Source organism: Aeromonas sp. PI_26, assembly GCF_027854445.1.
Classification (GTDB): Bacteria; Pseudomonadota; Gammaproteobacteria; order Enterobacterales; family Aeromonadaceae; genus Aeromonas; species Aeromonas veronii.
This window is the reverse complement of sequence record NZ_JAJNOE010000001.1, coordinates 380,334-401,897: the sequence shown is the minus strand read 5'-3', so window position 1 is coordinate 401,897 and position 21,564 is coordinate 380,334. Positions and strand designations below refer to the sequence as shown.

Sequence of the window (21,564 nt, the reverse complement as noted above, 5' to 3'; positions counted from 1 at the left end):
ATAGTTATCCCCATTGCTGCTCTCCCCTCAATACTGTTTTGCAACCAGCGCCCTGTTTCCAGCAAGTCACGGCAGGCATACTGACCCTTCGTTTTTGCCAAGGAGGTTCAGATGTCATCACCCGTGATTGTGATTGCCCAGCTTGAAGCCAAACCCGAATTCGCCGCCCAGTTTCGCGCCGCCCTTGAGCCACTGATTGCGGCCACCTTGCAAGAGGCGGGCTGCCAGCGCTATCAGCTGCATCAGGATCTGGACAATCCAAACAGCTGGATGCTCTACGAGGTGTGGGAGAGCGAAGCGGCCCTCACCACCCATCAGGGCCAACCCCACTTTACCAAATTTGTCGCCAAGGCCGAGCCCTGGTTTGCCAGCAGCACCATTCGCCGCTATCAGCCACTGGGCGCCTGATTGGCCCTAGAGCCTGTTTCTGTTCAGCCCATCAAGGGCCAACCACCACCCCATTGAGGAACGAGATGATCAATATGCCACCCATGGGTCTGGGCACTTTCCGCCTGAAGGGCGAGCCGCTGCTTGCCACCCTGACCAACGGTCTGGAGCTGGGCTATCGCCATATTGATACCGCCCAGATCTATGACAATGAAGCCGAGGTCGGCGCCGTGCTGACCCGCAGTACTGTTGCCCGTCACGAGATCTACCTGACCACCAAGGTGTGGACCTGCGAATTCGGGCCGGGCAAGGTGATCCCGAGCCTTGAGGTGAGCCGCGAAAAACTGGGCACCGACTATCTGGATCTGACGCTGATCCACTGGCCCTCCCCCAAAGATGAAGTGCCGATGGCGGTCTATCTGGAGCAGTTGGCCGAGGCCAAGGCCCGGGGCCTGACCCGGGAGATCGGGGTCTCCAACTTCACCGTGGCCCAGCTCAAACAGGCTATCGAGATTTTGGGGCCTGGGGCCATCGCCCACCAGCAGATCGAGGTTCATCCACTGCTGCAAAACCGCAAGGTGGTCGAGTTCTGCAAGGCCCACGGTATCGCCGTCACCGCCTATATGCCGCTCGCCTATGGCAAGGTGCTGAGCGAGCCGCTGCTGATGGAGATTGGCCAGCGCCACTGCGTCTCGGCGGCCCAAGTGTCGCTGGCCTGGCTGCTGGCTCAGAATATGGCGGTGATCCCGAGCTCCACCAAGCGGGAGAATCAGACCGCCAATCTGGCCGCTCTCGATATTACCTTGAGCAGCGAGGAGATAGCCGCCATCGCCACGTTGGATCGGGGCGAGCGCTGCGCCAATCCCGACTTTGCCCCTGCATGGGACTGACGCGAAAGGAGTGAGACTAACGCGAAAGAAAGGCTGGCTCGCCAGCAAGCCAGATAAAACAGGGAGAGCATCATGCTCTCCCTGTCTCTTTTCTTGCCTCACGCTTTGCAGCGCTTGCTGAACGTCCAGTCGCCACATTGATGCCAGATACAGCCCCGCAATCAGGGCGCGTTCTGGCAAAGGGCGGGATCGAACACTTGCTTCCAGTCTGATTTCATATCGACCACCACCCAACCTCGTGCTTTTGCCTGCGCCAGCCCGTCGATCAGTTTGCCACTGGCAGGAGGATGGCTGTCGTAGACGTATTCGCGCTTGGCATCGGTGTGGTGCACCAGCAGGCCGAAAGTGTGGTAATCCGGGTTGGTCGAAGTGTATTGCAGCATGGGCACGTCGCCATCGCTGTTACCAAAGGCGCCGACCGGACGCTGCCCCATAAAGAGGTGGATGGCGGCCGGTTTCGCCTTGCTGTCATCGAAATAGGCGCCGTTCATGGTCTTGCGGATCTCGCTGCCCTCCCCGGTCAGGGCAAACTCGCCGAGGGTAAAGGAGCCAATCACCTGCTGGGGCGGGATGCCATACATCTGCTCGGACATCACCCGCATAAAATCGACGCCGCCGCCGGAGACAATCCAGGTCTGGAAGCCATTATCCCGCAGATACCCCAACAGCTGCTTCATCGGCAGATAGCCGAGCTGATCGTAGTGGCAGCCAAAACGGGGATCCTTGCTGCTGTTGACCCAGCGAGTGACCCGCTCGGCAAACTCGGTGGTAGTCATGCCGCTGTGGGTCAGTCCCACCAGCTTGGCGAGCCCCTTCTCCCCCGATTTGGCCACGGCCTTGAGGTCGTTGTTCAGCACTGCCGCGACGATGGGGTCGGCCTTCCACTCCGGGTGTTCCGGCGCCAGGCGCTTGATCTCGTCCATCGCAAACTGCAGCTGATAGGTCATGGGCACTTCCGGCCAGAGGGTGCCGTCATTGTCAAACACCACATGGCGCTTCTCTGGCGGAATATAAGTGGGCTGCTGCTGATCGGTGGCATTGGTTACCCAGCGGGTGATCGCCTGCTTGGCCGCCGTGTCATTCCAGGCAGAGAGGGGATCGCTCTGGCCAGCCTGTACCGCAAAGGCGCCGCACAGCAGCAAAAGAGAGGAGAGTCGATTCAATGTCATCATGTTACCTGTCAGCTGGATATTGCCTGTCTATTGCCTGTAGATGAAAGCGCACGGCCATCACAACACCGGCGCACATGGGTTCAACACACACGGGTTTCACAGGAAAAATCCTATGGCTGCCAGCTTGTACTGGAGCTTAAGCAAGCTCAGAAAAGGAGCAGCGTTCATCCCGTTCTGCGAGGCAGATCACTGCGTTGCGCTCACGCCGCGGGCACCACAATCCCCTCCCCCCCCATCGCCATTGCTGCTGATTTGGCAAAAGTAATTTGATGTCATCATCATTTTTGCCAACAAAACCCATCGGCATACTGGCGCCATTCTCCCGTCGGGAGTCCCTAACCAAGGAGTTGTTATGCCACTGGCGTTATTTGCCCTTACCCTGAGTGCTTTTGCGATCGGCACTACCGAATTTGTGATAGTGGGGCTTATTCCCACCATCGCCGAGCAGCTCAATGTCTCGCTCCCCTCGGCGGGCCTGTTGGTCAGCCTCTATGCCCTTGGCGTAGCCATCGGTGCCCCCGTGCTCACGGCGCTCACCGGCAAGGTGCCGCGCAAGTGGTTGCTGGTGGGACTGATGGCACTCTTTACCGCCGGCAACCTGCTGGCTTGGCAGGCCCCAGGTTACGAGAGCCTGATCGTGGCCCGCATCCTGACCGGATTGGCGCACGGGGTCTTCTTCTCGGTGGGCAGCACCATCGCCACGGGTCTTGTGGCCAAAGAGAAGGCGGCGAGCGCCATCGCCATCATGTTCAGCGGCCTTACCGTGGCGCTGGTAACCGGCGTACCGCTCGGCACCTGGATTGGTCAGGTCTTTGGCTGGCGTGAAACCTTTCTGGTGGTGAGCCTGCTCGGCCTCGTCGCCATGGTGGGTAGCCTGCTACTGATCCCGAATAACCTGCCCAAGGGGGCAGCCTCCACCATCCGCGAACAGCTCTCGGTACTGACCAAAAAACCGCTGCTGCTGGTCTACGCCAAGACCGCCCTCGGTTATGGCGGCGCCTTCACGGCATTTACCTTCCTCGCCCCCATCCTGCAACAGGTGAGCGGCTTTAGCGCTGGTGCGGTGAGCCTGATCCTGCTGGTCTACGGGGTATCGGTTGCCGTCGGCAATATCTGGGGTGGCAAGTTGGCCGACAAGATGGGTCCCCTGCCGGCGCTCAAGCTGCTGTTTGCCGGTCTGGCGCTGGTGCTGCTGGCCCTCACCTTCACCGCCCCCCATCCAGTGCTGGCCGTGCTCACCGTGCTGGTGTGGGGCGCCTTTGCCTTCGGCAACGTGCCGGGTCTGCAGGTACTGGTGGTGAAGCAGGCCGAGCTGCACACTCCCAAGGCGGTGGATGTGGCATCGGGCCTCAATATTGCCGCCTTCAACGTCGGCATTGCACTGGGATCTGTGGTCGGTGGTTTTGTGGTGGAACACCTCGGCCTGATGCACACACCCTGGATCGGCGCCCTTATCGTGCTGCTGGCCTACGGGTTGACCCATGTCAGCGAGCGCCGCGAAGCCCTCCGGCTCGCCGCTTGTCAGGCATAAGCTGCGCCAGCAGGCGTCACGCAAGGGCGTGGCGCCTGCTGCAATCGGTGCGGCAGGCTTCTATGCTGTGACACAGCCTCAACCCCTCAACTGTTTCAGCAACCAAGCCTGTCACCCTCGCATCCTTTGCCACGGAGTCTGTTATGAAGGTGCTTATTGTCTATGCCCATCCCGAACCCAAAAGTTTCAACGGTGCCCTCTTCTGCCACGCCATCAGGGCACTGGAGCAGGCGGGTCACACAGTGATGACCAGCGATCTCTATGCCATGGGCTTTGATCCCGTCTCGGATCGGCGCAACTTCACTGCCGCCAGCGATCCCGATTTTCTCAAGCTACAACTCGAAGAGCTGGCTGCCACCGAGCAGGGCAGCTTCGCCCCGCAGCTGGAGCAGGAGATGCAAAAGCTGGAGGCGGCCGATCTGCTGATCTTCCAGTTCCCGCTCTGGTGGTTTGGCCTGCCCGCCATCCTCAAGGGGTGGGTGGATCGGGTCTTTGCCATGGGGCGGGTCTACGGTCAGGGCCATATCTACGAGAGCGGCAAGTTTCGCGGCAAGCGGGCGCTGCTGAGCCTCACCACCGGTGGCCCTGCCGAGACCTATCTGCCCGACGGCTTCAACGGCGATATCGACGGGGTGCTGCGCCCCATCCAGCGCGGGATCCTGCAATTTGTCGGCTTCGATGTGCTGCCCCCCCATATCTGTTATGCCCCGGTGCGGGTCTCGCAAGAAGAGCGGGAAGACTGGCTCGCCCAGTGGGCCGAGCGCCTTGGCCAAATTGAGCAGGAGTCCCCCATCGCTGTCGGCCGCTACCAGTAACAGCTGACGCAGCTGACACTCCCCCCACACAGCACAAAAACAGCGAGCGGCACCCGGCCGCTCGCTGTTTTTCACGCTCTGTCGTTATGGTTTTTGTTATCCGTTAGCGGGTCTTATGCCGCCTGTTGCACGCCAGCTTTGCCTGTCACCGCCCGCTTGAGCCAGTAGTCGAGGCTGACGTAGCGGCCCCCGCCGTAAACCAGCAGCACCAGCAGCATCACGAAGTAGGTAGCGGCAAACTCCATCCCGTTGTTGAGCATCACGGGATCCCCGAGCTCGGTGATGTAGTTGTAGCGACCGGGGAAGTTGGCGGCCAGCCACTCGATAAAACCATTGAGGCGCAAGGTGGCCTCCATACTGCCGGTAGTGATGGCATCCCAGCCGTGCTTCCAGTGCACCATGGCGCTCGCCACGCTCATCAGGAAGATGGTGGGAATGGCCATGATGCGGGTAAAGAGGCCAAGGGCGATGCAGATGCAGCCCAGCACCTCGGTACCTGCCGCCAGAAAGGCGAGCAGGGTCGGGAACGGCAGGTTGAGCCCCCCTTCCGAGACTGGCGCACCAAACCAGGCAACGGTGCCGGCAAAGCCCATCACCTTGGAGTGGGCCCCCACATAGATGACCGGAATGAGATAGAGGCGAATGGCCAGCAGGGCCAGAAAATCGAGCCGCTTGCACTGGGCTACCGCCCGCTCGTACCACTGGATCAGGGTGTTGTTCATGAGAATTCTCCTTGGTGTTTGCTAAATGGGGGCAAGGGGGTGCCGGACTGGCGCTCGCCAACGGACAAGGTCAACAGACCCAGCCGGTGAAAATGGCGTGCCCACCCTGTCAGATCAAAATCACGGCGAACCTGTTGCACCTGTTGCTGGAACGCGGCTTGAGTGATCCCAGGCTGCTGTTGCAGCAACTGGATCAGCGCCACATCCCATTCGCGCAGCCGCTGGGTCACCACCTGATGATCCGGGCTGCGAAACAGGCCATAGAAGTGGCTGCCCTGCCGGGTCGGCACCACGCCGCTGCGACGGATGGCAAAGGGGAGTTCAAGCAGTTGCAGGGTGGGATTGAGCAGAAGTGGACTCTCCGCCGTCACCTCAACCCCCGATATAACTTGCGGCACCACCCCTTCATCAATCTCGACACAGAGGCAGGCCCACTCATACTCCAGCAGCGCCAGCCGCTGCCTGGGCCAGTTGAGGGTGCCTTCGCGGTGGCGATGCTGCACATAGCGGACAAACTCGGTGGCGATATGGTGAAACTCGGGGGCCTCGGCGCCGTGCGCGATGACAAACCCCTCCACCAGCTGCCCTCTGTCCACCGGCGCCCAGTGAGCGTGGGTGAGCGCAAAGGCGCTCTCCAGCACCGACTCCACATTGGCTCGCACGCTGCGGGCATAGTGGCTGGCGATGCCATCCTGCGGCAGCCGCACCCGGCTCGCCAGCCAGGCGGTCTGCTGCTGCATCCGCTGCGGCGCCGTTTTGGACGTGCTGATAAGAGATAACCGTCTATCCATAGCGCACCTCCCGCACCTGACGGTCGATCGCCTCGCAACAGGCGCCGTGCACCCGTGCCAGCTCGGCCTCCAGCTCTGCCAGCGGTGGCAGATGGTGATCCCGCTCCAGCAGCAGGGGGCGCAGGCCGTGGGTCTGAACCGTATAACGGGCCAGCGCTACCACCTCCTCGCAGACCGGACGACCATGGGTATCCAGCAAGGTGCCATCCGCCTCTTCCAGATGACCGGCGATATGGAAGTAACGGATCGCACTGCCCGGCAGCCCGGCGATCATCCGTTTGGGGCAGTAACCGTGGTTGCGGCTGTTCACAAAGACGTTGTTGATATCGAGCAGCAGCTCGCAACCGCTGCGTGCCACCAGCTCGGCGAGAAAATCCTCCTCCGGCATCTCATGGTCATAGCCGTGGTAGTAGGAGATATTTTCCAGCACCAGCGGGCGGGCCAGCGCCTCCTGCACCTGCGCGATCCGCTCTGCCAGATAGGGGATGTTCTCCCACTGACGCGGCACCGGCAGCAGTTCGTAGAGATAACCCTGTTGGTCGCGGGAAAAGCTCAGGTGCTCGCTGTAGATCCCGATACCGAACTCATCCAGAAAGGTGCGGATCTGGCTGAGCAGGGTGCGGTTGAGGGGCTGACAATCGCCGAGGGAGAGGCTGAGGCCGTGGGCCACCAGCGGGTAACGCTCGGCCAGCTGATGCAGCTGCGCCCGCTTGGCGCCGCCGATGGCCATCCAGTTCTCCGGCGCCAGCTCGAGAAAGTCGATGCTGGGGCGGACGGGGCCGGAGCAGAGCGCATCCAGATGCTCCTGCCGCAGCCCGATCCCCCGACTGCGGGAGCTTATTGGCCGCATACCCCCTCCGTCATCTTGCTGCCCTTGCTGGATTTGTCGCCATCAATCCCCTCGCCCGCCACGCCACACTTGCCATCGCGGGCGCGCACCAGTCGACCCTGCGGATCACTGTCGAGGGCTTGCTTCTCGAAGCGCTTCTCGGTGCCGCACTTGCCCGCCGCACACTTGCCACCGTGCTGTTCGCTGGGGGCGGCCTTGACTGGGGCATCGCTCGGGGTGGCCGCCAGCGCCAGCCCCGGAGTCAGGGCAATCAGGCTGGTCATGGCGATGGAGAGGGTCAGTTTGCCGGTGGTTTTGTTGCTGCTTGAGTTACTCATGGGCGGACTCCTTGACGGATGAAACGGGATAGCTGGAGAGATCGCGGGCGGCCACGATCTGGCCGTGGAACTGCTGTTTGACGATGGCCATCGCCTCTTTCTTGTGATTGAGGCCAACCCCCATCCAGTGGTTGAGCACCAACAGCTTGGGGTTCACCTCGGCGGCAATCTTGGCCACCACAGATGGCTTGGCGTGAAGCGAGGCGGAGACCGGGTCGGCCCCTTCGTGGATGGCGAGCGGCATCACCAGAATGTCGGCCCCCTTGGCAAACGGCACAAAGGCCGGGTTGCTGCCGTTCTGATCCGCCGAGATAACGATGGTTCCCTCGGCGCTCTCGATACGATAGGCCAGACAGGGCACGTCACCGTGAGGGATGCCGAGGGCGGTGATGGTCAGCCCATCCTGCTGATAGACGGTGTGGGGCTGCGGGCTCTGGTAGGGCACATCATGGAGAGTGATGGGGAAGAGGCCATCGGTGCCATCCTTGAAACCGCTCAGGTAGGCATAAGCGCCCTTGTCCTTGTTGAAGAGGGCATCGAAGTAGCCGCTCATGCTGGGGAAAGCCGAGCCGGCCTCTGGCCCCGCCAGATCCAGCGGATCGCTGCGCTCGAAGAAGTAGGCCCCCTTGAGCAGGGCGGGCAGGTCGGTCACATGGTCGGTGTGAAAGTGGGTGATGCCGATAAAATCGACCTCTTCGAGCTTGGCCCCCGCCTGGCCGAAGCGCAGGTAGACGCCGCCACCGGCATCGATCAGGATGCGGGATTTCCCCTTCCACCAGATCACCTCGCTGGAGGAGGCGCGCAGATCGTCGGAGATGGGGCCACCACTGCCGAGCACCTGCAGGGTGAAGGTTTTATCCAGTGGCGTCAGTTGTACCGGTTCGGCACAGGCCGGGGCGACGGTGAGCGCGCAGCCGATGGCCAGCGCCACCGCTTTCAATCTCTGTTTCATCACAATTACCTGTCGGTTGGTTGTCGGTTGAAAGTGTGTCGTTTAAAGAGGGGGAGAGAGGGGCCGATGGCGACGTGTGAACGCCAACCACCGGCCGTGGCGGGGCGCGAACCCCGCCGTCAGTTACCGTCCCGTTCGTCCGCCTGCCAGCGCGCTTCCAGCCAGAGCAGGTTGCACAGGCCCAGCAGCAGGGCGAATCCGAGGCCCAAAATCCAGGTGAAGTACCACATAGCAGATCCCTTGAGGTCAGTAAAGTTGATGGCTGTCGCGCTTGATGCGGGCACGGTCGAGCTTGCCGCGCACCACCCGATAGACCCAGCCGGTGTAGCCCAGGTTGACCGGCATCAGCACCAGCACGAGGCCGAACATGATGGCCAGGGTCTTGTAACTGGAGGTGCTGTCCCACAGGGTCAGGCTGCTGACCGCATCGAGGGATGAGGGCAGCACGAAGGGGAACAGGGCGATGGCTACCGAGCAGAGCATGGCGGCGCAGGCGATGGCGCTGGCCAGCAGCGCAATTCGGCCCCGCTCCAGCCAGGAGGCAATCCCGCTCACCAGCGGCGCCAGCGTCCCGATGATCGGCACCAGCCACAGCAGCGGATAGTCAAAGTAGTTGCGCAGCCAGCCTCCGGCGTGGGGGATCACCCCCTTCATCAGCGGGCTGATGGCAGCATTCGGGTCAAAGGGTTGTGTGCCGACACCGGTCAGCTGAAACCCTTGCAGATCCACCAGATGCCAGCCGGCCAGCAGGTAGCAGAGGCTCACCAGCGGGGCCAGCAGGATGGCGATCCCCCGTGCGCGCAGCGCTGGGGTGCCGGTCACCTTGGCTTGCAGAAAACCGGCGCCGTGCAGCAGCAACAGGCTGATGGCAGTGGCCAGCACCGAGAGCAGCCAGCCCCAGTGGAAGTCGAAGGCGCCATAGTGCAGACGCAGCGCCGTGTCGAAGCGAAACGGCACCCCCTCCATCACCAGACCGATAGCCGCACCGAGGATGAGCGCCGGTATCAGGCCCCCGGCCACGAGCGCCCGATCCCACCAGCGGCGCCATACCGGATCGGCCAGCTTGCTGCGATAGTCAAAACCGACCGGACGCAAAAATAGCCCGAGCAGCAGCACCACCATGGGGATGTAGAGCCCCGAGAAGGCGGCGGCATAGACCAGCGGCCAGGCGGCAAACAGGGCGCCGGCACCGGCAATCAGCCACACCTGATTGCCCTCCCACACCGGCCCCACGCTGTTGATCACCAGACGGCGGTCGTCATCATCTTTCGACACCACCGGCAGCAGCATGGCGATGCCGAGATCGAAGCCATCCATCACGATAAAACCGACCATCATGAAGAGCACCAGCGCCCACCAGATGAGTTTCAGGGTTGCGTAATCCATCAGGCGATCCTCGCAAGTTCGGGTTGTTCACCGCTGTAGCGGCCGGTATGGAGAATGGCGGGCCCCTTGCGGATCACATGGCGCAACAGGAACAGCTCCACCACCAGCAACAGGGTGTAGATGGAACAGATGGCGATGAGACTGAACCAGAGTTGGCCCGGCTGAAGCAAAGAGACCGAGGCCGAGACCGGCAGCACGTCGCTGATGGTCCAAGGTTGACGGCCGAGTTCGGCCACCAGCCAGCCCGCCTCGATGGCAATCCAGGGCAGCGGAATGCTCCAGAGCAGGGTCTTGAGCAGCAGTGGCGAGTCTTGCAGCCGGTTGCGGCAGAGCTGAACAAAGCTCACCACCATCAGCCCCAGCATGGTGACACCGAGCCCCACCATCACCCGAAAGCCCCAGAAGAGCGGCGCCACCGGCGGGATGGAGTCATCGACCGCTTTGGCGATCTCCGCCTCACCGGCCTTGGCGATATTGCTGGCATAGGGGGTTAGCAGCATGCCGTAGCCGAGATCCTTGCCATGCTGCTCGAAGCGAGCGCGGTTGGCCGGGGTGTCATCGCCCCGCCGGATCTGGTCGAGGGCCTCTGCCGCTACCATGCCGCTGCGAATGCGCGCCTCGTTCTGCACCTTGATATCCTTGAGGCCGGTCACCGCCTCGTCGATGGAGCGGGTAGCGATGATCCCCATCAGATACGGGATCTTGATGGCGGCGTGGGTGGTCTCGGCAGTCTGATCCGGGAAGCCGAACAGGGTAAAGGAAGCTGGCGCTGGCTCGGTCTCCCACTCCGCCTCGATGGCGGCGAGTTTGACCTTCTGCACCTCGCCGGTGCGATAGCCAGACTCATCCCCGAGCACAATGACCGAGAGAATGGCCGCCAGCCCGAAGCCAGAGGCAATGGCGAAGGAGCGCAGGGCAAACTGCACCTCGGTTTTGCGCAGCAGATACCAACTGCTCACCCCCATCACAAACATGGAGGCGGCCACATAGCCTGCCGCAACGGTGTGAACGAACTTCACCTGCGCCACCGGGTTGAACAGCACGGCGGCGATATCTACCAGCTCCATCCGCTGGGTCAGCAGGTTGAACTCGGCCCCCACCGGGTTTTGCATCCAGCCGTTGCCGATCAGGATCCAGAGCGCCGAGAGGTTGGAGCCGAGCGCCACCAGCATGGTCACCAGCAGGTGCTTGCCGCGAGAGAGCTTGTCCCAACCGAAGAAGAAGAGCCCCACCAGGGTCGATTCGAGGAAGAAGGCCATCAGCCCCTCGATGGCCAGCGGAGTACCGAAGATGTCCCCCACATAGTGGGAGTAGTAAGCCCAGTTGGTGCCGAACTGAAACTCCATGGTGATCCCCGTGGTGACCCCCATGACGAAGTTGATGCCAAACAGTTTGCCCCAGAAGCGGGTGATGTCCTGATAGATCACCTTGCCGGTCATCACATAAGCCGACTCGGCGATCACCAGGATCCAGGACAGCCCCAGCGTGAGGGGCACAAACAGGAAGTGGAACAGGGCCGTGGCGCCAAATTGCAGGCGAGACAGGCTGACCACGTCATCCGGATTGATCATGCGTCACTCTCTTTTGTTGTATTTGCCTTGCACGTTTCGTGCGTGACAAGTACATCACGGAGCATGACACCTATAACAGATGCAGTTATATTGAATTACACCTATAACAGTTGATCCAGATCATGCCTCTTTACCAACAACTGGCCGAACGCCTGAGCCGCGAGATCGATGACGGCATCTGGCAACCGGGGGAGCGCATCCCCTCCATTCGCCAGAGCTGCAAGACCCACGGGCTCAGCCCCATGACGGTGTTGCAGGCCTATCAACTGCTCGAAAGTCAGGGGCGGATCCTCGCCCGCCCCCAGTCCGGCTACTACGTCAAAGCCGCCTCACCACAGCTCGTGCAGCACACCCCGAGCCAGACCCACTACAGCGGCTCGGTGGATATCAACGATCTGGTGTTCGAGGTGTTGCAGGCGAGCAAATCGCGGGATCTGGTCCCCCTTGGCATGTCGGTGGCCGATCCGACCCTGTTCCCACATCCCCAGCTCGGGCGGGCGCTGGCCAGCTGCATGCGCAAGCTCGATCCCTTTAGCACGGTGGCCGACCTTCCCCCCGGCAACGAAGCGCTGCGTCGTGCCATCGCCCAGCGCTACGCCAGCGATGGGGTGGCGGTCAATCCGCAGGAGATCATCATCACCACCGGCGCCATGGAGGCGCTCTCCCTCAGCCTGCAGGTGCTGACCGAGCCCGGTGACTGGGTGGTGGTGGAGTCCCCCACCTTCTATGGCGCCCTGCAGGCCATCGAGCGGCTGAAACTCAAGGCGGTGGAGATCCCGGTCATTCCGGGGGTGGGCATCGATCTCGACCTGCTGGCCGACGCCCTCAGCCAGATGCCGATCAAGGCGTGCTGGCTGATGGGCAATGTGCAGCACCCGCTCGGCCACACCATGCCTGATAGTCACAAAGCGCGGCTGATGGCGCTGCTCAACAGCCATGGGGTGCCGCTGGTGGAGGATGACGTCTATGCGGAGGTCTACTTTGGCCGCGAGCGCCCCAAGCCGATCCGCCACTGGGATCAGCGTGGCGACAGCCTGCTCTGCAGCTCCTTTTCCAAGTGCCTGGCGCCGGGCTTTCGGGTCGGCTGGGTGGTGGCGGGGCCCCATGCCGAGCGGGTGCAGCGGCTGCAACTGATGTCCACCCTCTCCACCAATGTGCCGAGCCAGCTGGCGCTGGCCGAGATGCTGCGCCAGGGCGGAGTCGATGCCCACTTTCGCCGCCTGCGCCACACCCTGGCCCAGCGCCAGCAGCAGATGCGGGCGGCCCTGCAACGGCTGTTGCCGGACGAGGTGCGGATCTCCTCCCCCGATGGTGGCTACTTCCTCTGGCTGGCGCTGCCTGCTCATTTCGACAGCCGCGCCCTGCACGCCAAGGCTCTGGGCAGCGGTTTTTCAGTGGCTCCCGGCGCCCTCTTTTCCAGTCAGGGACAACACAACCACTGCCTGCGCCTCAACAGCTCCCATCCCTGGAGCGAACAGCTGGAGCAGGCCCTCACCCGGCTGGCCGCACTGATTGCCGCACAACTCGGTGAAAAGTAACGTGGCAAAGAGCCGCTGACGAAACGAACAAAGGCCCGTAACGGGCCTGTGTAGTTGGGGAGTGACGCGCCTTGGCTCGCCATCAGAAACTGGTTATCTGGCCATGATCTGCGACTGCACCTTGAAGCCCAGCGCCTCGTAGAGCGCTTGGGCACGCTCGTTGAAGGCCATCACCTCCAGCCGGATTTGCTGAGCATCACGGGCCTTGGCCCACTCATCGCAATGGGCGATCAGCGCCTTGCCAATCCCGCGGGAACGGTGCTGCTCATCCACCACCACCGAGCCGATGCGGCAAATCGGCGCACGGGTGAGAAAAGGCACGCTCTCATTGATGTCGATCCGCGCCGTCAAAAAGCCCACCACCCTGCCATCCTGCTCGGCAACGCAGAACAGACGCCCTTCTGCACCGATGGCGCCGAGCAGAAATGCCCGCTCCTCTGGCGAAGGGGGGCTGAACACTTCGGGATAGTGCTGATGGTGGATCTCTCCTATCTGCCGGTTCAGCTCGACAATCGCGTCGATATCCAGTTCGCTTGCCTTGCGTATCTCCAACGGTTGCTCCTTGCAAAAAGGGTGATGGTCCTGCGCCATCTTAGGGGCTGTGCCCCACAATCCAAATAGGCTCATCCGTATCTTTTGGCGGGCAGCAGAAACAACAACGCCCCTTGAGCGGGGCGTTATCGGCAATCCATGGCGATGAGGGGTATCAGGCGGGGGCGTTAAGCTGGGCCACCTGCCGCTCGATGCTCCCTTTGAGGTTGTCATCGAGTTTGAGGGCCCGTGCCAGCTCGTCGAGATAGCCTCGCTCCATAAAATGATCCACTTCGATGGCGAGCAGGGAGGCGAGATAGACCTCGGTGGCCAGCTCCATATCGGTCACTTCCCGCGCCAGCGCGTGGGGATCGAGGGGACGGGCCAGCTCGGCGTCAATCCAGCGGGCGACATCGCTCTGACCCTGTTCGGTCAGGTACTCCTGAATTTTCTGGCGCTCGGCGCCGTCGATATGGCCATCGGCCCGTGCCGCAGCCACCATGGCGCGCACCAAAAGCGCCGCACGGGCATCCAGCGCATTGCCTTCCAGCCCACTGATGGGATGGGTGGGCTGGGCCGGTGCCGCCTGCTGGGCCTGCCAATCCTGATAGAGCTTGTAGGCCAGCCCGCCAAGGGCCGCCGCGCCGCCCACGGCAGCGGCCTTGCCGCCATATTTGCGCACTTTTTTATTGCCCAGCAGCAGACCGAGCGCGCCACCGGCCAGCGCCCCCTGCATCTGCCCCTTGCGCTTCTCTCCGCCTTCGTTGAGCCAGCCTTTGCCAGCCCCCAGCAACTGTTCCAGCATCTGTTTCATCGTGACACCTCGCTATTGTTCGCCCCATGCTGGCGCTGGCGTCATGAACCAAGAGTGAATGGGCCCCATTATTGCGCCGTCCCCTGTGCATCCTGCCGCCATTCGCGGTATACCTGAAACAGGTCAACAAGGAGCATCAGGATGCGCATCATAACCCCTTTCGTGGTTCTGCTGTTGTGCGGCACTGCCAGTGCCGCCAGCGAGCTGGATCGCTCAGCCCAGCAGGCCAAGCTGGATGCCGCCTGCCAGCAAGCTCAGCAGCAACTGGTCGAGCAGGGCAAGCAACAGCGGATCGACGCCTGCATCAAGGAGGGCGGCAAGGCCGACAAGTGCCAGCAGGAGTTCGCCAGCTTCGGCCAGCGCGAGGGCAACAAGCGGCCCGACCTCAACAACCTGCCCCCCTGCCAACAGGCTGACGCCTACCGCAAGAGCTACCGTCAATGACCCCGAACTAAGGAGAGAGCATGACCCCCCCCCGCGAACTGACCCTGCAATTTCTGGCCGAACCCTCCGACGTCAATTTCGGCGGCAAGGTGCATGGCGGCATGGTGATGAAGTGGATCGATCAGGCGGGCTATGCCTGCGCCGCTGGCTGGTGTGGCGGCTATGCGGTGACCGTCTATGTAGGGGGGATCCGCTTTTTGCGCCCCATCCAGATTGGCCAACTGGTAGAGGTGCACGCCCAAGTGATCCACACCGGCACCACCAGCATGCATCTGGCGGTGGATGTCTACAGCCGCCATCCCACCGAGACCGAGCGCCACAAAACCACCCACTGCATCATCATCTTCGTGGCGATGGATGAGCACGGCAAGCCGACCCCAGTGCCCCAGTGGCAGCCGGTGAGCGAGAGCGATCTGCAGTTGCAGCTGTACGCCAAAAAGCTGATCGCCCTGCGCGAGGAGATCGACAAGGAGATGCGCCAGCACCTCTGACCTTGGTGATTCCCCTTCCCGATACAGCGGGCGCTTTCGGCCTGCGGCGGCGCCCCTGTATAATCCCCCCTCTTCCCGCAACCGGAACCCTGCCCATGTCACTGGAAACTGCCCCGCCCGAGGTGAAACTCGCGGTGGATCTGATTGAACTGCTGGAAACCAACCAGCTGCCCCCCGAGCTGGTGCTGGCGGCACTGACCATCGTCAAAAATGACTACGAGCGCAAGCTGGCGGAGGAGAAGGATCACTGATCCCCCCGCACTTTTTCCGCCTTATCTTGCCGACGTCAGTTTTTCCCCACAGAAGTTTTTCCCCACATAGCCACTCACTGCGGCCCCATCACCTCGTCACAGAGGGCGATCAGGGCCGCGCTCAAGCGGGTGAGCGGCTCGCCCCCGCTTACCCCGGCATGGAGCGCCAGCTCCACCGGCGCCACCTTGGGCCACTGAGTCAGGGCCAGCTGAGCGGCGGGCATCAGCCGTTTGGGCAGCAAGCTCACGCCAATGCCCGCACTCACCGCCCCCTGCAAGCTGGCGAGGCTGGCGCTGACATAGGCGATACGCCAACGACGACCGAGGCCATCGAGCGCCTCGGTCATCTGCCGCCGATAGAGCCCTTCGCTCGGGAACACCACCAAAGGCAGCGGATCCCGTTCCCGTGCCGGCCAGTCGCGACTGTCGACCCACACCAGCGGCTCGCGCCAACTGGCAAGGGGTGCCCCCTGCCCGCGCGTCTGCTTGACCAGCGCCAGATCCAGCTCCCCCGCCTCGAAGCGCTGCCAGATCTCGTGGCTCAGGCCACTTTGCACCTCCAGCCGCACCTCGGGGTAGTCGCGGGCAAAGGCGGCCAGCACAGGGGTGATGGCGCCTGCGGCAAAATCCTCCGGCAGCCCGAGGCTGAGCGCCACGCTCCCTTCCGTCACTTGTTCTTCGGCCTGCGCCAGCAGCGCCAGAATGCGGCGGGCCAGCCCCAGCAATTTTTCCCCCTCCGCCGTCGCCACCACCCTTCGGCCAGCGCGATCGAGCAGCGGGCAGCCGAGCTGCTGCTCAAGGCGGCGGATCTGCTGGCTGATGGTGGATTGGGTCAGATGAACCCGTTCACCGGCGCGGGTAAAACTGCCGGTGTCGATAATGGCGACAAAACTGCGCAGCAACAGGGGATCCAGCATGGGGCACTCCATTTACAAAACCACTGAAACTAATTCTATCATTTAATTTCCAAATGACTTTTTTCGCCGCTAGGCTGGCATTTGTTCTGTCAAGTCAGGGTTTTTCATCATGTCACAGCCTCTTGTAGCGTCTACCCCTCTTCGCTCGCTCACCCCATCAACCTCACTCCAGACTCACCGACAATGGCTGGAGCAGGCGGTGCAACTGGCCAGAGCAAATCACCGGCAGGGCGGTCGCCCCTTCGCCGCCCTGCTGGTGCGCGATGACCAGCTGGTGGCGAGCGCGGTCAACGGCATTCATCTGGATGGCGATCCCACCCGTCACGCCGAGCTGGAGGCGCTGCGCAAGGCAAGCCAGAGCGCGCCGCTCGCGGGCAGCATCGTCTATGCCAGCGGTCACCCCTGCCCCATGTGCCTCGGCGCGCTGGTGATGAACGGTATAGCCGCCGTCTATTACGCCTTTGATAACGCCGATGCGGCCCCGTTCGGCTTTGACAGCACTGCCGCCTATCAAACGCTGGGACTGCCGCTGGCACCGCCACCTCTGCCGCTGGTCAAACTGGCCGTCACCATGACGGCGGCGGATCTCTACGGCTCCCAGTTACAACAAGCCACACAAGCAACGCCTGATCATGAGTAAAGGGACAAGCGAACGCCCGGCAGAGGGGCGCCGCCAGCAGTTTGCCCTGCTGGTGCTGGTGATCCTGACTGGCCTGAATCTACGCCCCTTTCTTACCGCCATCGGCCCGCTGAGCGGCGAGATTGGCCGCGCCCTGTCGCTCGGGATGGATACCCTGGCCTGGCTCACCCTGTTGCCACTGTGGCTCATCGGGGTCGGCGTGCTGCTCACCCCGCGCCTGCGCAGCCTTGCCAGTGCCACCACCCTGCTGGGGCTGGCCCTGCTGCTGCTCGCGGCGGGCAGTGCCCTGCGTTTTGATGCCCAGAGCGGCGCCCTGCTGATCACCACCGCTGCACTCTGCGGCCTGGGTTCGGCGCTGGTGCAGGGGGTGCTGCCCGCCCTTATCAAGCAGCACTTTGCCCGCAAGGTGCCGCAAGTGATGGGGATCTTCTCTGCCTGCATGATGGGGGGTGGTGCGCTCGGCGCCAGTCTCACGCCACGGTTGGCGGCGAGCCTCGACTGGTCGCAGGCACTGGCGCTCTGGAGCCTGCCGCTGCTGCTGGCCCTCGTCTGGCTAGGGTGGAAAGTGCGTCTGCCAAGCACCGCGGCGGTCGCCATTCCTCATGGCGAGCAGCGACTGATCACCCTGCCCCGCAGCTGGTTGCTGATCGTCTGCTTTGGCATCATCAACAGCGGCTACGGCATAGTGGTGGCCTGGCTGGCCCCCGCCTATATGGCGCAAGGGTGGAGCGCCGCGCAGGCGGGCGAGCTGGTCGCCTGGCTGGCACTGGCGCAGACCGCCAGCGGCCTTGGCTTGCCGCTACTGGCGGCGCGCAGTCTGGATCGGCGGCCGTGGATGGGGCTTGCCATCGCCATGCAGCTGGCGGGATTTGGCGGCCTCTGGCTAGCGCCAGCCAGTGCCCCGATCCTCTGGTGCATGCTGTGTGGTGCCGGTCTGGGCGGCAGCTTTTCCCTCATCATGGTGATTGCGCTCGATCACCTGCCCGACCCGCGCCGCGCCGGCACCCTGAGCGCCCTGATGCAGGGCTTCGGCTTTATGCTGGCGGCCACCGGCCCCTGGGTCGCCGCCCGCCTCTATCACCTGTTCGGCGACTTCGCCGCCGCATGGCAGTGGCAGCTGGGGGGATTGCTGCTGATGAGCCTGCTGGTGCTGCGCCTCGACCCGCACCACTACCCTCGCGTCATGCGGTTACCGATCGCCAGCGAGCCAACCCTTTCGACGGCCCTCCCGGCCAACTCTGCGGCCCAAAGCAACACACCGGCCTGAGGCCGGTGTGTTGGAGATAATAGTGTTGGGGATAACCGTATTGGAGATGACTGGCGGCTGATGCCACTCAGAGGGGCAACTCAGCGCCCCTTCTTCTGCCGTCCGCTGTTAGCAGTGCGCGGCTTGCCTGCGGCCGGTTTGCCTCCCTTGGGAGCCCCTTTGCCTGCACTGCCCTTGCCAGCGCCACCCTTGCCCACCGGCAGCTTCTTCTCGAAGGCTTCCGGGCCCGGCACATTGGGACGCCCGCCAATCTCGTGATCATCATCGCGGCGCGGCTTCTTGCCTTGGGCCGGCTTGGCGGTTTGCGCCGCAGGGGCCTTGGCCGCCTTCGGTTTGTCGCCTTTGGCCGGTTTCACCTCGGAGGAGGAGTCCTCAATCAGCTTGAACAGATCGATCAGCTCGTCGTCGGTGAGATCGCGCCACTCGCCCACCGGCAGCCCCTTGAGGCTGACGTTCATGATGCGGATGCGCTCCAGCTTGGTCACTTCAAAACCGAAGTGCTCGCACATGCGGCGGATCTGGCGGTTCAGCCCCTGCACCAGGGTGATGCGAAAGACGAACGGCGCCTCTTTCTTCACCTTGCACTTCTTGGTCACAGTACCGAGGATCGGCACCCCGGCCGCCATGCCGCGCACAAACTCGTCGGTCACCGGCTTGTCGACGGTCACCAGATACTCTTTCTCGTGATCGTTGCCCGCCCGCAGGATCTTGTTGACCAGATCGCCGTGGTTGGTGAGGAAGATCAGCCCCTGCGAATCCTTGTCGAGCCGCCCGATGGGGAAGACCCGGGTGCTGTGGTTGACGAAATCGACGATGTTGTCCTTCTCGCCCGCCTCTGTGGTACTGACGATACCCACCGGCTTGTTGAGGGCGATCAGCACCAGACTGTCCGCCTCGCGCGGCTCGATCACCTGACCGTTCACCTTGACCAGATCGCCAACCTGCACCTGATCGCCAATCCCGGCACACTTGCCGTTGATAAAGACGTGGCCCTGCTCGATAAAGCGGTCGGCCTCGCGACGCGAGCAGATACCGCTCTCGCTGATGTATTTGTTCAGGCGCATGGATTCGTTAGCCAGCATGGGTCACCTGCCACAGGGTCTGGGCCGCGCCCGGTTGTGCCATCGCCTGTTCCGGCTGCGCCGGGGAGGCTGTTTGCTGCATCAGCCAATTCACTACGTCAAAGTTCTGCATACCATTCCATCTTCAAAAAAGGCCAATGCCAGCTTATCCATCAAAAAACGCCGCTACAGTAGCATAATTGCCCCCTCTCAGGGGCAGATAGTTGCAAGGTCGCAGCGCCCAAGCGGGCATCCGCGGACAAGTTCACACCGCCAGATGGCCGCGATGCAACCTTCGAACGGCCAGCCTGATGCCAACGGCGGGATCAGGCGCCCACAGCCAGCGCGGACGAACGCCATCAACTATACATATCACCTTGTTTCCATTAGGCTTTAAGCCGGTTGGCAGCGCCTTGGATGCTGCGCCAAACTTGCCCGCCCAGAGGCGGCCCCACCCCTATCGCCAAGGATTGCACCATGCTGGCTCACACTCGCCGCCTTGTTCGCCGTGCTCTGCTAACCCTGTTGCTGCTGTTGCTGACCGCATGGGCGGTGATCGCCTACTTCGCCTGGCAGGCAGCGCCGCTGCAACTGTGGCACACAGTGGTGCCCCCCGAACTGAGCGCCGATGAGCTCGATCGCAGCGACTGGCAAGCCTATCTGGCCCGCGAAGCAGAGCTGTTCGAGCTGGTGGCCACCGAGGTAGTCGCCAAAACGCCGCCCGAGCAGCAACTGGCCAGCAATCGCTACTATCAGGGCGCCCCCATCAATCCCGCCCGCTTTCAGCAGAACTGGAACCGCTCCTACCTGCTGCGCCCCGAGGGGGAAGTCAAAGGGGTGGCGGTGCTGCTGCATGGCCTGACCGACTCCCCCTACAGCCTGCGCCATCTGGCCAGACGCTATCAGCAGCAGGGCTTTATCGCGCTGGGGCTGAGGATCCCCGGCCACGGCACCGTGCCCGCTGGCCTCGTGGATGTGGATTGGGAGACCTGGCTGGCCGCCACCCGACTGGCGGTGCGGGAGGCCAGATTGCTGGCACCGGGCAAGCGGCCGCTGCATCTGGTGGGCTTTTCCAACGGCGGCGCGCTGGCGGTGAAATATGCGCTCGATGCACTGGCCGACCCGAGCGGCACGCTGGCAAAACCGGATCGGCTGGTGCTGATCTCCCCGATGATCGGGGTGACCCGCTTTGCCCGCTTCGCCGGCCTCAAGGCCGTGCCTGCCCTGCTGCCCGCCTTTGCCAACGCTGCCTGGCTCGACACCATGCCGGAGTTCAACCCGTTCAAATACAACTCGTTCCCGGTCAACGGCGCGCGCCAGTCCTATCGCCTGACCCACGCCATCCAGCAGCAGGTGCGCCAGCTGGCCGCCAGTGGCGAGCTGGCGGCGTTTCCCCCCGCCCTCACCTTCCAGTCGGTGATGGACTACACCGTCAGCACCCGCTCCATCATTGCCGATCTCTACCACTACCTGCCGGCCAACGGCAGCGAACTGGTGCTTTTTGATATCAACCGCAGCACCCTGTTTGGCCCGCTGATGAGCTCGGCCTCCGAGCTGGCGCTGCACCGCTTGCAGCCAAACGCCCCTCAGCACTATCGCCTCACCGTGGTGGGCAATGTCGAGCCAACCTCCCCCGCGACGCAGGCCAGAACGCTGGCCAGCGCAGATCAGCCTGAGCAGCTCCGCCCGCTGGGTATCGATTATCCCAAGGAGATCTACTCCCTCTCCCATGTGGCGCTCCCCTTCCCGATGGACGACCCCCTCTATGGCATGGCGGCGCGCCCGCAGCAGCGGGAGCAATACGGCATCAATCTCGGTGGTCTGGCCCTGCGTGGCGAGCGCGGCGTGCTGATCGTCAACCCCGGCGCCCTCACCCGCACCTCCTCCAACCCCTTCTACCCCTATCTGCAGCAGCGGGTGATGGAGACCCTCACCGCCCCTCCCGTGGCCCCGTCTGCTGCCGTACCCCCTGCCAGCAGCGGTCAACCTGATGCGGCCTATCAGGCCGAGCTGGAGCAGTTTTTACAGGAGAGCGACGAGAGCAGCGCGCCTTTCTAGGGCGTGTGTGGCGAATCGGCGAAGCTGCGCGGGCACTTGGCGCGATAGCGATACGAGAAAGGGGCCGTCAATTGACGGCCCCTTTCTGTTGATGATGGCGATGGAACTGATGGCTTGGTGAACTCAGGGATAGATGCTGACTTCTATCAGGTTCTGGTCCGGATCGAG

The 21,564-nt window shown here is 62.8% G+C and carries 25 protein-coding genes; 11 read left to right on the top strand and 14 right to left on the bottom strand.

Annotated elements, in window-relative coordinates:
• Positions 1-111 precede the first annotated feature (111 nt).
• The gene (locus LRL22_RS01800; RefSeq protein ID WP_270904570.1) at positions 112-408 is read left to right on the top strand and encodes a putative quinol monooxygenase; all 297 of its coding nucleotides are present in this window, start codon (positions 112-114) and stop codon (positions 406-408) included.
• Positions 409-473: 65 nt separating this feature from the next.
• Positions 474-1,277 (top strand): 2,5-didehydrogluconate reductase DkgB, encoded by an 804-nt coding sequence (gene dkgB, locus LRL22_RS01795; protein WP_270904569.1) that lies wholly within the window; start codon positions 474-476, stop codon positions 1,275-1,277.
• A gap of 161 nt (positions 1,278-1,438) precedes the next feature.
• Here dkgB and LRL22_RS01790 read toward each other — a convergent pair whose 3' ends face one another.
• Positions 1,439-2,449 carry an HAD family hydrolase gene (locus LRL22_RS01790; protein WP_270904568.1) on the bottom strand — a complete coding sequence of 337 codons (1,011 nt, stop codon included), beginning with the start codon at positions 2,447-2,449 and terminating at the stop codon, positions 1,439-1,441.
• Positions 2,450-2,801: 352 nt separating this feature from the next.
• On the opposite strand from LRL22_RS01790, the gene LRL22_RS01785 reads away from it, so the two are divergent.
• Together LRL22_RS01785 and LRL22_RS01780 are read left to right on the top strand one after the other, a co-directional pair.
• The gene (locus LRL22_RS01785) at positions 2,802-3,980 is read left to right on the top strand and encodes an MFS transporter (RefSeq protein WP_064338240.1); all 1,179 of its coding nucleotides are present in this window, start codon (positions 2,802-2,804) and stop codon (positions 3,978-3,980) included.
• A gap of 143 nt (positions 3,981-4,123) precedes the next feature.
• Positions 4,124-4,795 carry an NAD(P)H-dependent oxidoreductase gene (locus tag LRL22_RS01780; RefSeq protein WP_040067796.1) on the top strand — a complete coding sequence of 224 codons (672 nt, stop codon included), beginning with the start codon at positions 4,124-4,126 and terminating at the stop codon, positions 4,793-4,795.
• A 113-nt stretch (positions 4,796-4,908) separates the two neighbouring features.
• On the opposite strand, the gene LRL22_RS01775 is transcribed toward LRL22_RS01780, so the two are convergent.
• The 8 genes from LRL22_RS01775 to LRL22_RS01740 form a co-directional block, all read right to left on the bottom strand.
• Complete coding sequence (locus LRL22_RS01775; RefSeq protein ID WP_270904567.1) at positions 4,909-5,517, bottom strand: HvfX family Cu-binding RiPP maturation protein; 609 nt, start codon at positions 5,515-5,517, stop codon at positions 4,909-4,911.
• Entirely contained in the window at positions 5,514-6,308 is a 795-nt protein-coding gene (locus LRL22_RS01770; protein WP_270904566.1) for an HvfC family peptide modification chaperone, read from the bottom strand. Before LRL22_RS01770 ends, LRL22_RS01775 begins: the two co-directional genes overlap by 4 nt.
• Positions 6,301-7,158, bottom strand: coding sequence for a DUF692 domain-containing protein (locus LRL22_RS01765; RefSeq protein WP_270904565.1), 858 nt, complete (start codon positions 7,156-7,158; stop codon positions 6,301-6,303). The genes LRL22_RS01770 and LRL22_RS01765 overlap by 8 nt, the downstream gene beginning before the upstream one ends.
• Entirely contained in the window at positions 7,146-7,475 is a 330-nt protein-coding gene (locus LRL22_RS01760; RefSeq protein ID WP_213389076.1) for a hypothetical protein, read from the bottom strand. The genes LRL22_RS01765 and LRL22_RS01760 overlap by 13 nt, the downstream gene beginning before the upstream one ends.
• Positions 7,468-8,427: an MBL fold metallo-hydrolase gene (locus tag LRL22_RS01755; RefSeq protein WP_042081514.1), complete on the bottom strand. Its 960-nt coding sequence runs from the start codon at positions 8,425-8,427 to the stop codon at positions 7,468-7,470. Before LRL22_RS01755 ends, LRL22_RS01760 begins: the two co-directional genes overlap by 8 nt.
• A 119-nt stretch (positions 8,428-8,546) precedes the next feature.
• A complete protein-coding gene (gene cydX / locus LRL22_RS01750) occupies positions 8,547-8,657 on the bottom strand; it encodes a cytochrome bd-I oxidase subunit CydX (RefSeq protein ID WP_005337572.1) in 111 nt (36 codons plus the stop codon).
• A gap of 16 nt (positions 8,658-8,673) precedes the next feature.
• On the bottom strand, positions 8,674-9,813 hold the full coding sequence (gene cydB, locus LRL22_RS01745) for a cytochrome d ubiquinol oxidase subunit II (RefSeq protein WP_270904564.1): 1,140 nt from the start codon (positions 9,811-9,813) through the stop codon (positions 8,674-8,676).
• Positions 9,813-11,384 (bottom strand): cytochrome ubiquinol oxidase subunit I, encoded by a 1,572-nt coding sequence (locus LRL22_RS01740; RefSeq protein ID WP_224967905.1) that lies wholly within the window; start codon positions 11,382-11,384, stop codon positions 9,813-9,815. The genes cydB and LRL22_RS01740 overlap by 1 nt, the downstream gene beginning before the upstream one ends.
• 122 nt (positions 11,385-11,506) lie before the next feature.
• Here LRL22_RS01740 and LRL22_RS01735 point away from each other — a divergent pair, with 122 nt between their 5' ends.
• Positions 11,507-12,922, top strand: coding sequence for an aminotransferase-like domain-containing protein (locus LRL22_RS01735; RefSeq protein WP_270904563.1), 1,416 nt, complete (start codon positions 11,507-11,509; stop codon positions 12,920-12,922).
• Positions 12,923-13,015: 93 nt separating this feature from the next.
• Here the strand turns inward: LRL22_RS01735 and LRL22_RS01730 are convergent, their stop codons facing one another.
• The gene (locus tag LRL22_RS01730; protein WP_101531498.1) at positions 13,016-13,474 is read right to left on the bottom strand and encodes a GNAT family N-acetyltransferase; all 459 of its coding nucleotides are present in this window, start codon (positions 13,472-13,474) and stop codon (positions 13,016-13,018) included.
• 154 nt (positions 13,475-13,628) lie between these two features.
• The gene (locus LRL22_RS01725; protein ID WP_139428430.1) at positions 13,629-14,267 is read right to left on the bottom strand and encodes a tellurite resistance TerB family protein; all 639 of its coding nucleotides are present in this window, start codon (positions 14,265-14,267) and stop codon (positions 13,629-13,631) included.
• 141 nt (positions 14,268-14,408) lie between these two features.
• On the opposite strand from LRL22_RS01725, the gene LRL22_RS01720 reads away from it, so the two are divergent.
• The 3 genes from LRL22_RS01720 to rsmS all read left to right on the top strand — a co-directional run bounded on the left by LRL22_RS01720 (position 14,409) and on the right by rsmS (position 15,453).
• The gene (locus tag LRL22_RS01720) at positions 14,409-14,711 is read left to right on the top strand and encodes a hypothetical protein (protein WP_088869296.1); all 303 of its coding nucleotides are present in this window, start codon (positions 14,409-14,411) and stop codon (positions 14,709-14,711) included.
• 20 nt (positions 14,712-14,731) lie between these two features.
• The gene (locus tag LRL22_RS01715; RefSeq protein ID WP_270904562.1) at positions 14,732-15,202 is read left to right on the top strand and encodes an acyl-CoA thioesterase; all 471 of its coding nucleotides are present in this window, start codon (positions 14,732-14,734) and stop codon (positions 15,200-15,202) included.
• Between the two features lie 95 nt (positions 15,203-15,297).
• Positions 15,298-15,453 (top strand): pleiotropic regulatory protein RsmS, encoded by a 156-nt coding sequence (rsmS, locus tag LRL22_RS01710; RefSeq protein WP_270904561.1) that lies wholly within the window; start codon positions 15,298-15,300, stop codon positions 15,451-15,453.
• A gap of 74 nt (positions 15,454-15,527) precedes the next feature.
• On the opposite strand, the gene LRL22_RS01705 is transcribed toward rsmS, so the two are convergent.
• Complete coding sequence (locus tag LRL22_RS01705; protein ID WP_270904560.1) at positions 15,528-16,370, bottom strand: LysR family transcriptional regulator; 843 nt, start codon at positions 16,368-16,370, stop codon at positions 15,528-15,530.
• Positions 16,371-16,479: 109 nt separating this feature from the next.
• On the opposite strand from LRL22_RS01705, the gene LRL22_RS01700 reads away from it, so the two are divergent.
• Complete coding sequence (locus LRL22_RS01700) at positions 16,480-17,010, top strand: nucleoside deaminase (RefSeq protein WP_270904559.1); 531 nt, start codon at positions 16,480-16,482, stop codon at positions 17,008-17,010.
• Positions 17,003-18,277 carry a cyanate transporter gene (locus LRL22_RS01695; protein ID WP_270904558.1) on the top strand — a complete coding sequence of 425 codons (1,275 nt, stop codon included), beginning with the start codon at positions 17,003-17,005 and terminating at the stop codon, positions 18,275-18,277. The genes LRL22_RS01700 and LRL22_RS01695 overlap by 8 nt, the downstream gene beginning before the upstream one ends.
• Positions 18,278-18,357: 80 nt before the next feature.
• On the opposite strand, the gene rluF is transcribed toward LRL22_RS01695, so the two are convergent.
• Complete coding sequence (gene rluF, locus LRL22_RS01690; RefSeq protein WP_270904557.1) at positions 18,358-19,359, bottom strand: 23S rRNA pseudouridine(2604) synthase RluF; 1,002 nt, start codon at positions 19,357-19,359, stop codon at positions 18,358-18,360.
• On the bottom strand, positions 19,349-19,471 hold the full coding sequence (locus LRL22_RS01685) for a hypothetical protein (RefSeq protein ID WP_005350832.1): 123 nt from the start codon (positions 19,469-19,471) through the stop codon (positions 19,349-19,351). Before LRL22_RS01685 ends, rluF begins: the two co-directional genes overlap by 11 nt.
• 344 nt (positions 19,472-19,815) lie before the next feature.
• On the opposite strand from LRL22_RS01685, the gene LRL22_RS01680 reads away from it, so the two are divergent.
• Positions 19,816-21,396, top strand: a complete 1,581-nt coding sequence (locus LRL22_RS01680) for an alpha/beta hydrolase (protein ID WP_270904556.1) — start codon at positions 19,816-19,818, stop codon at positions 21,394-21,396.
• The last annotated feature ends 168 nt before the right edge of the window (positions 21,397-21,564 follow it).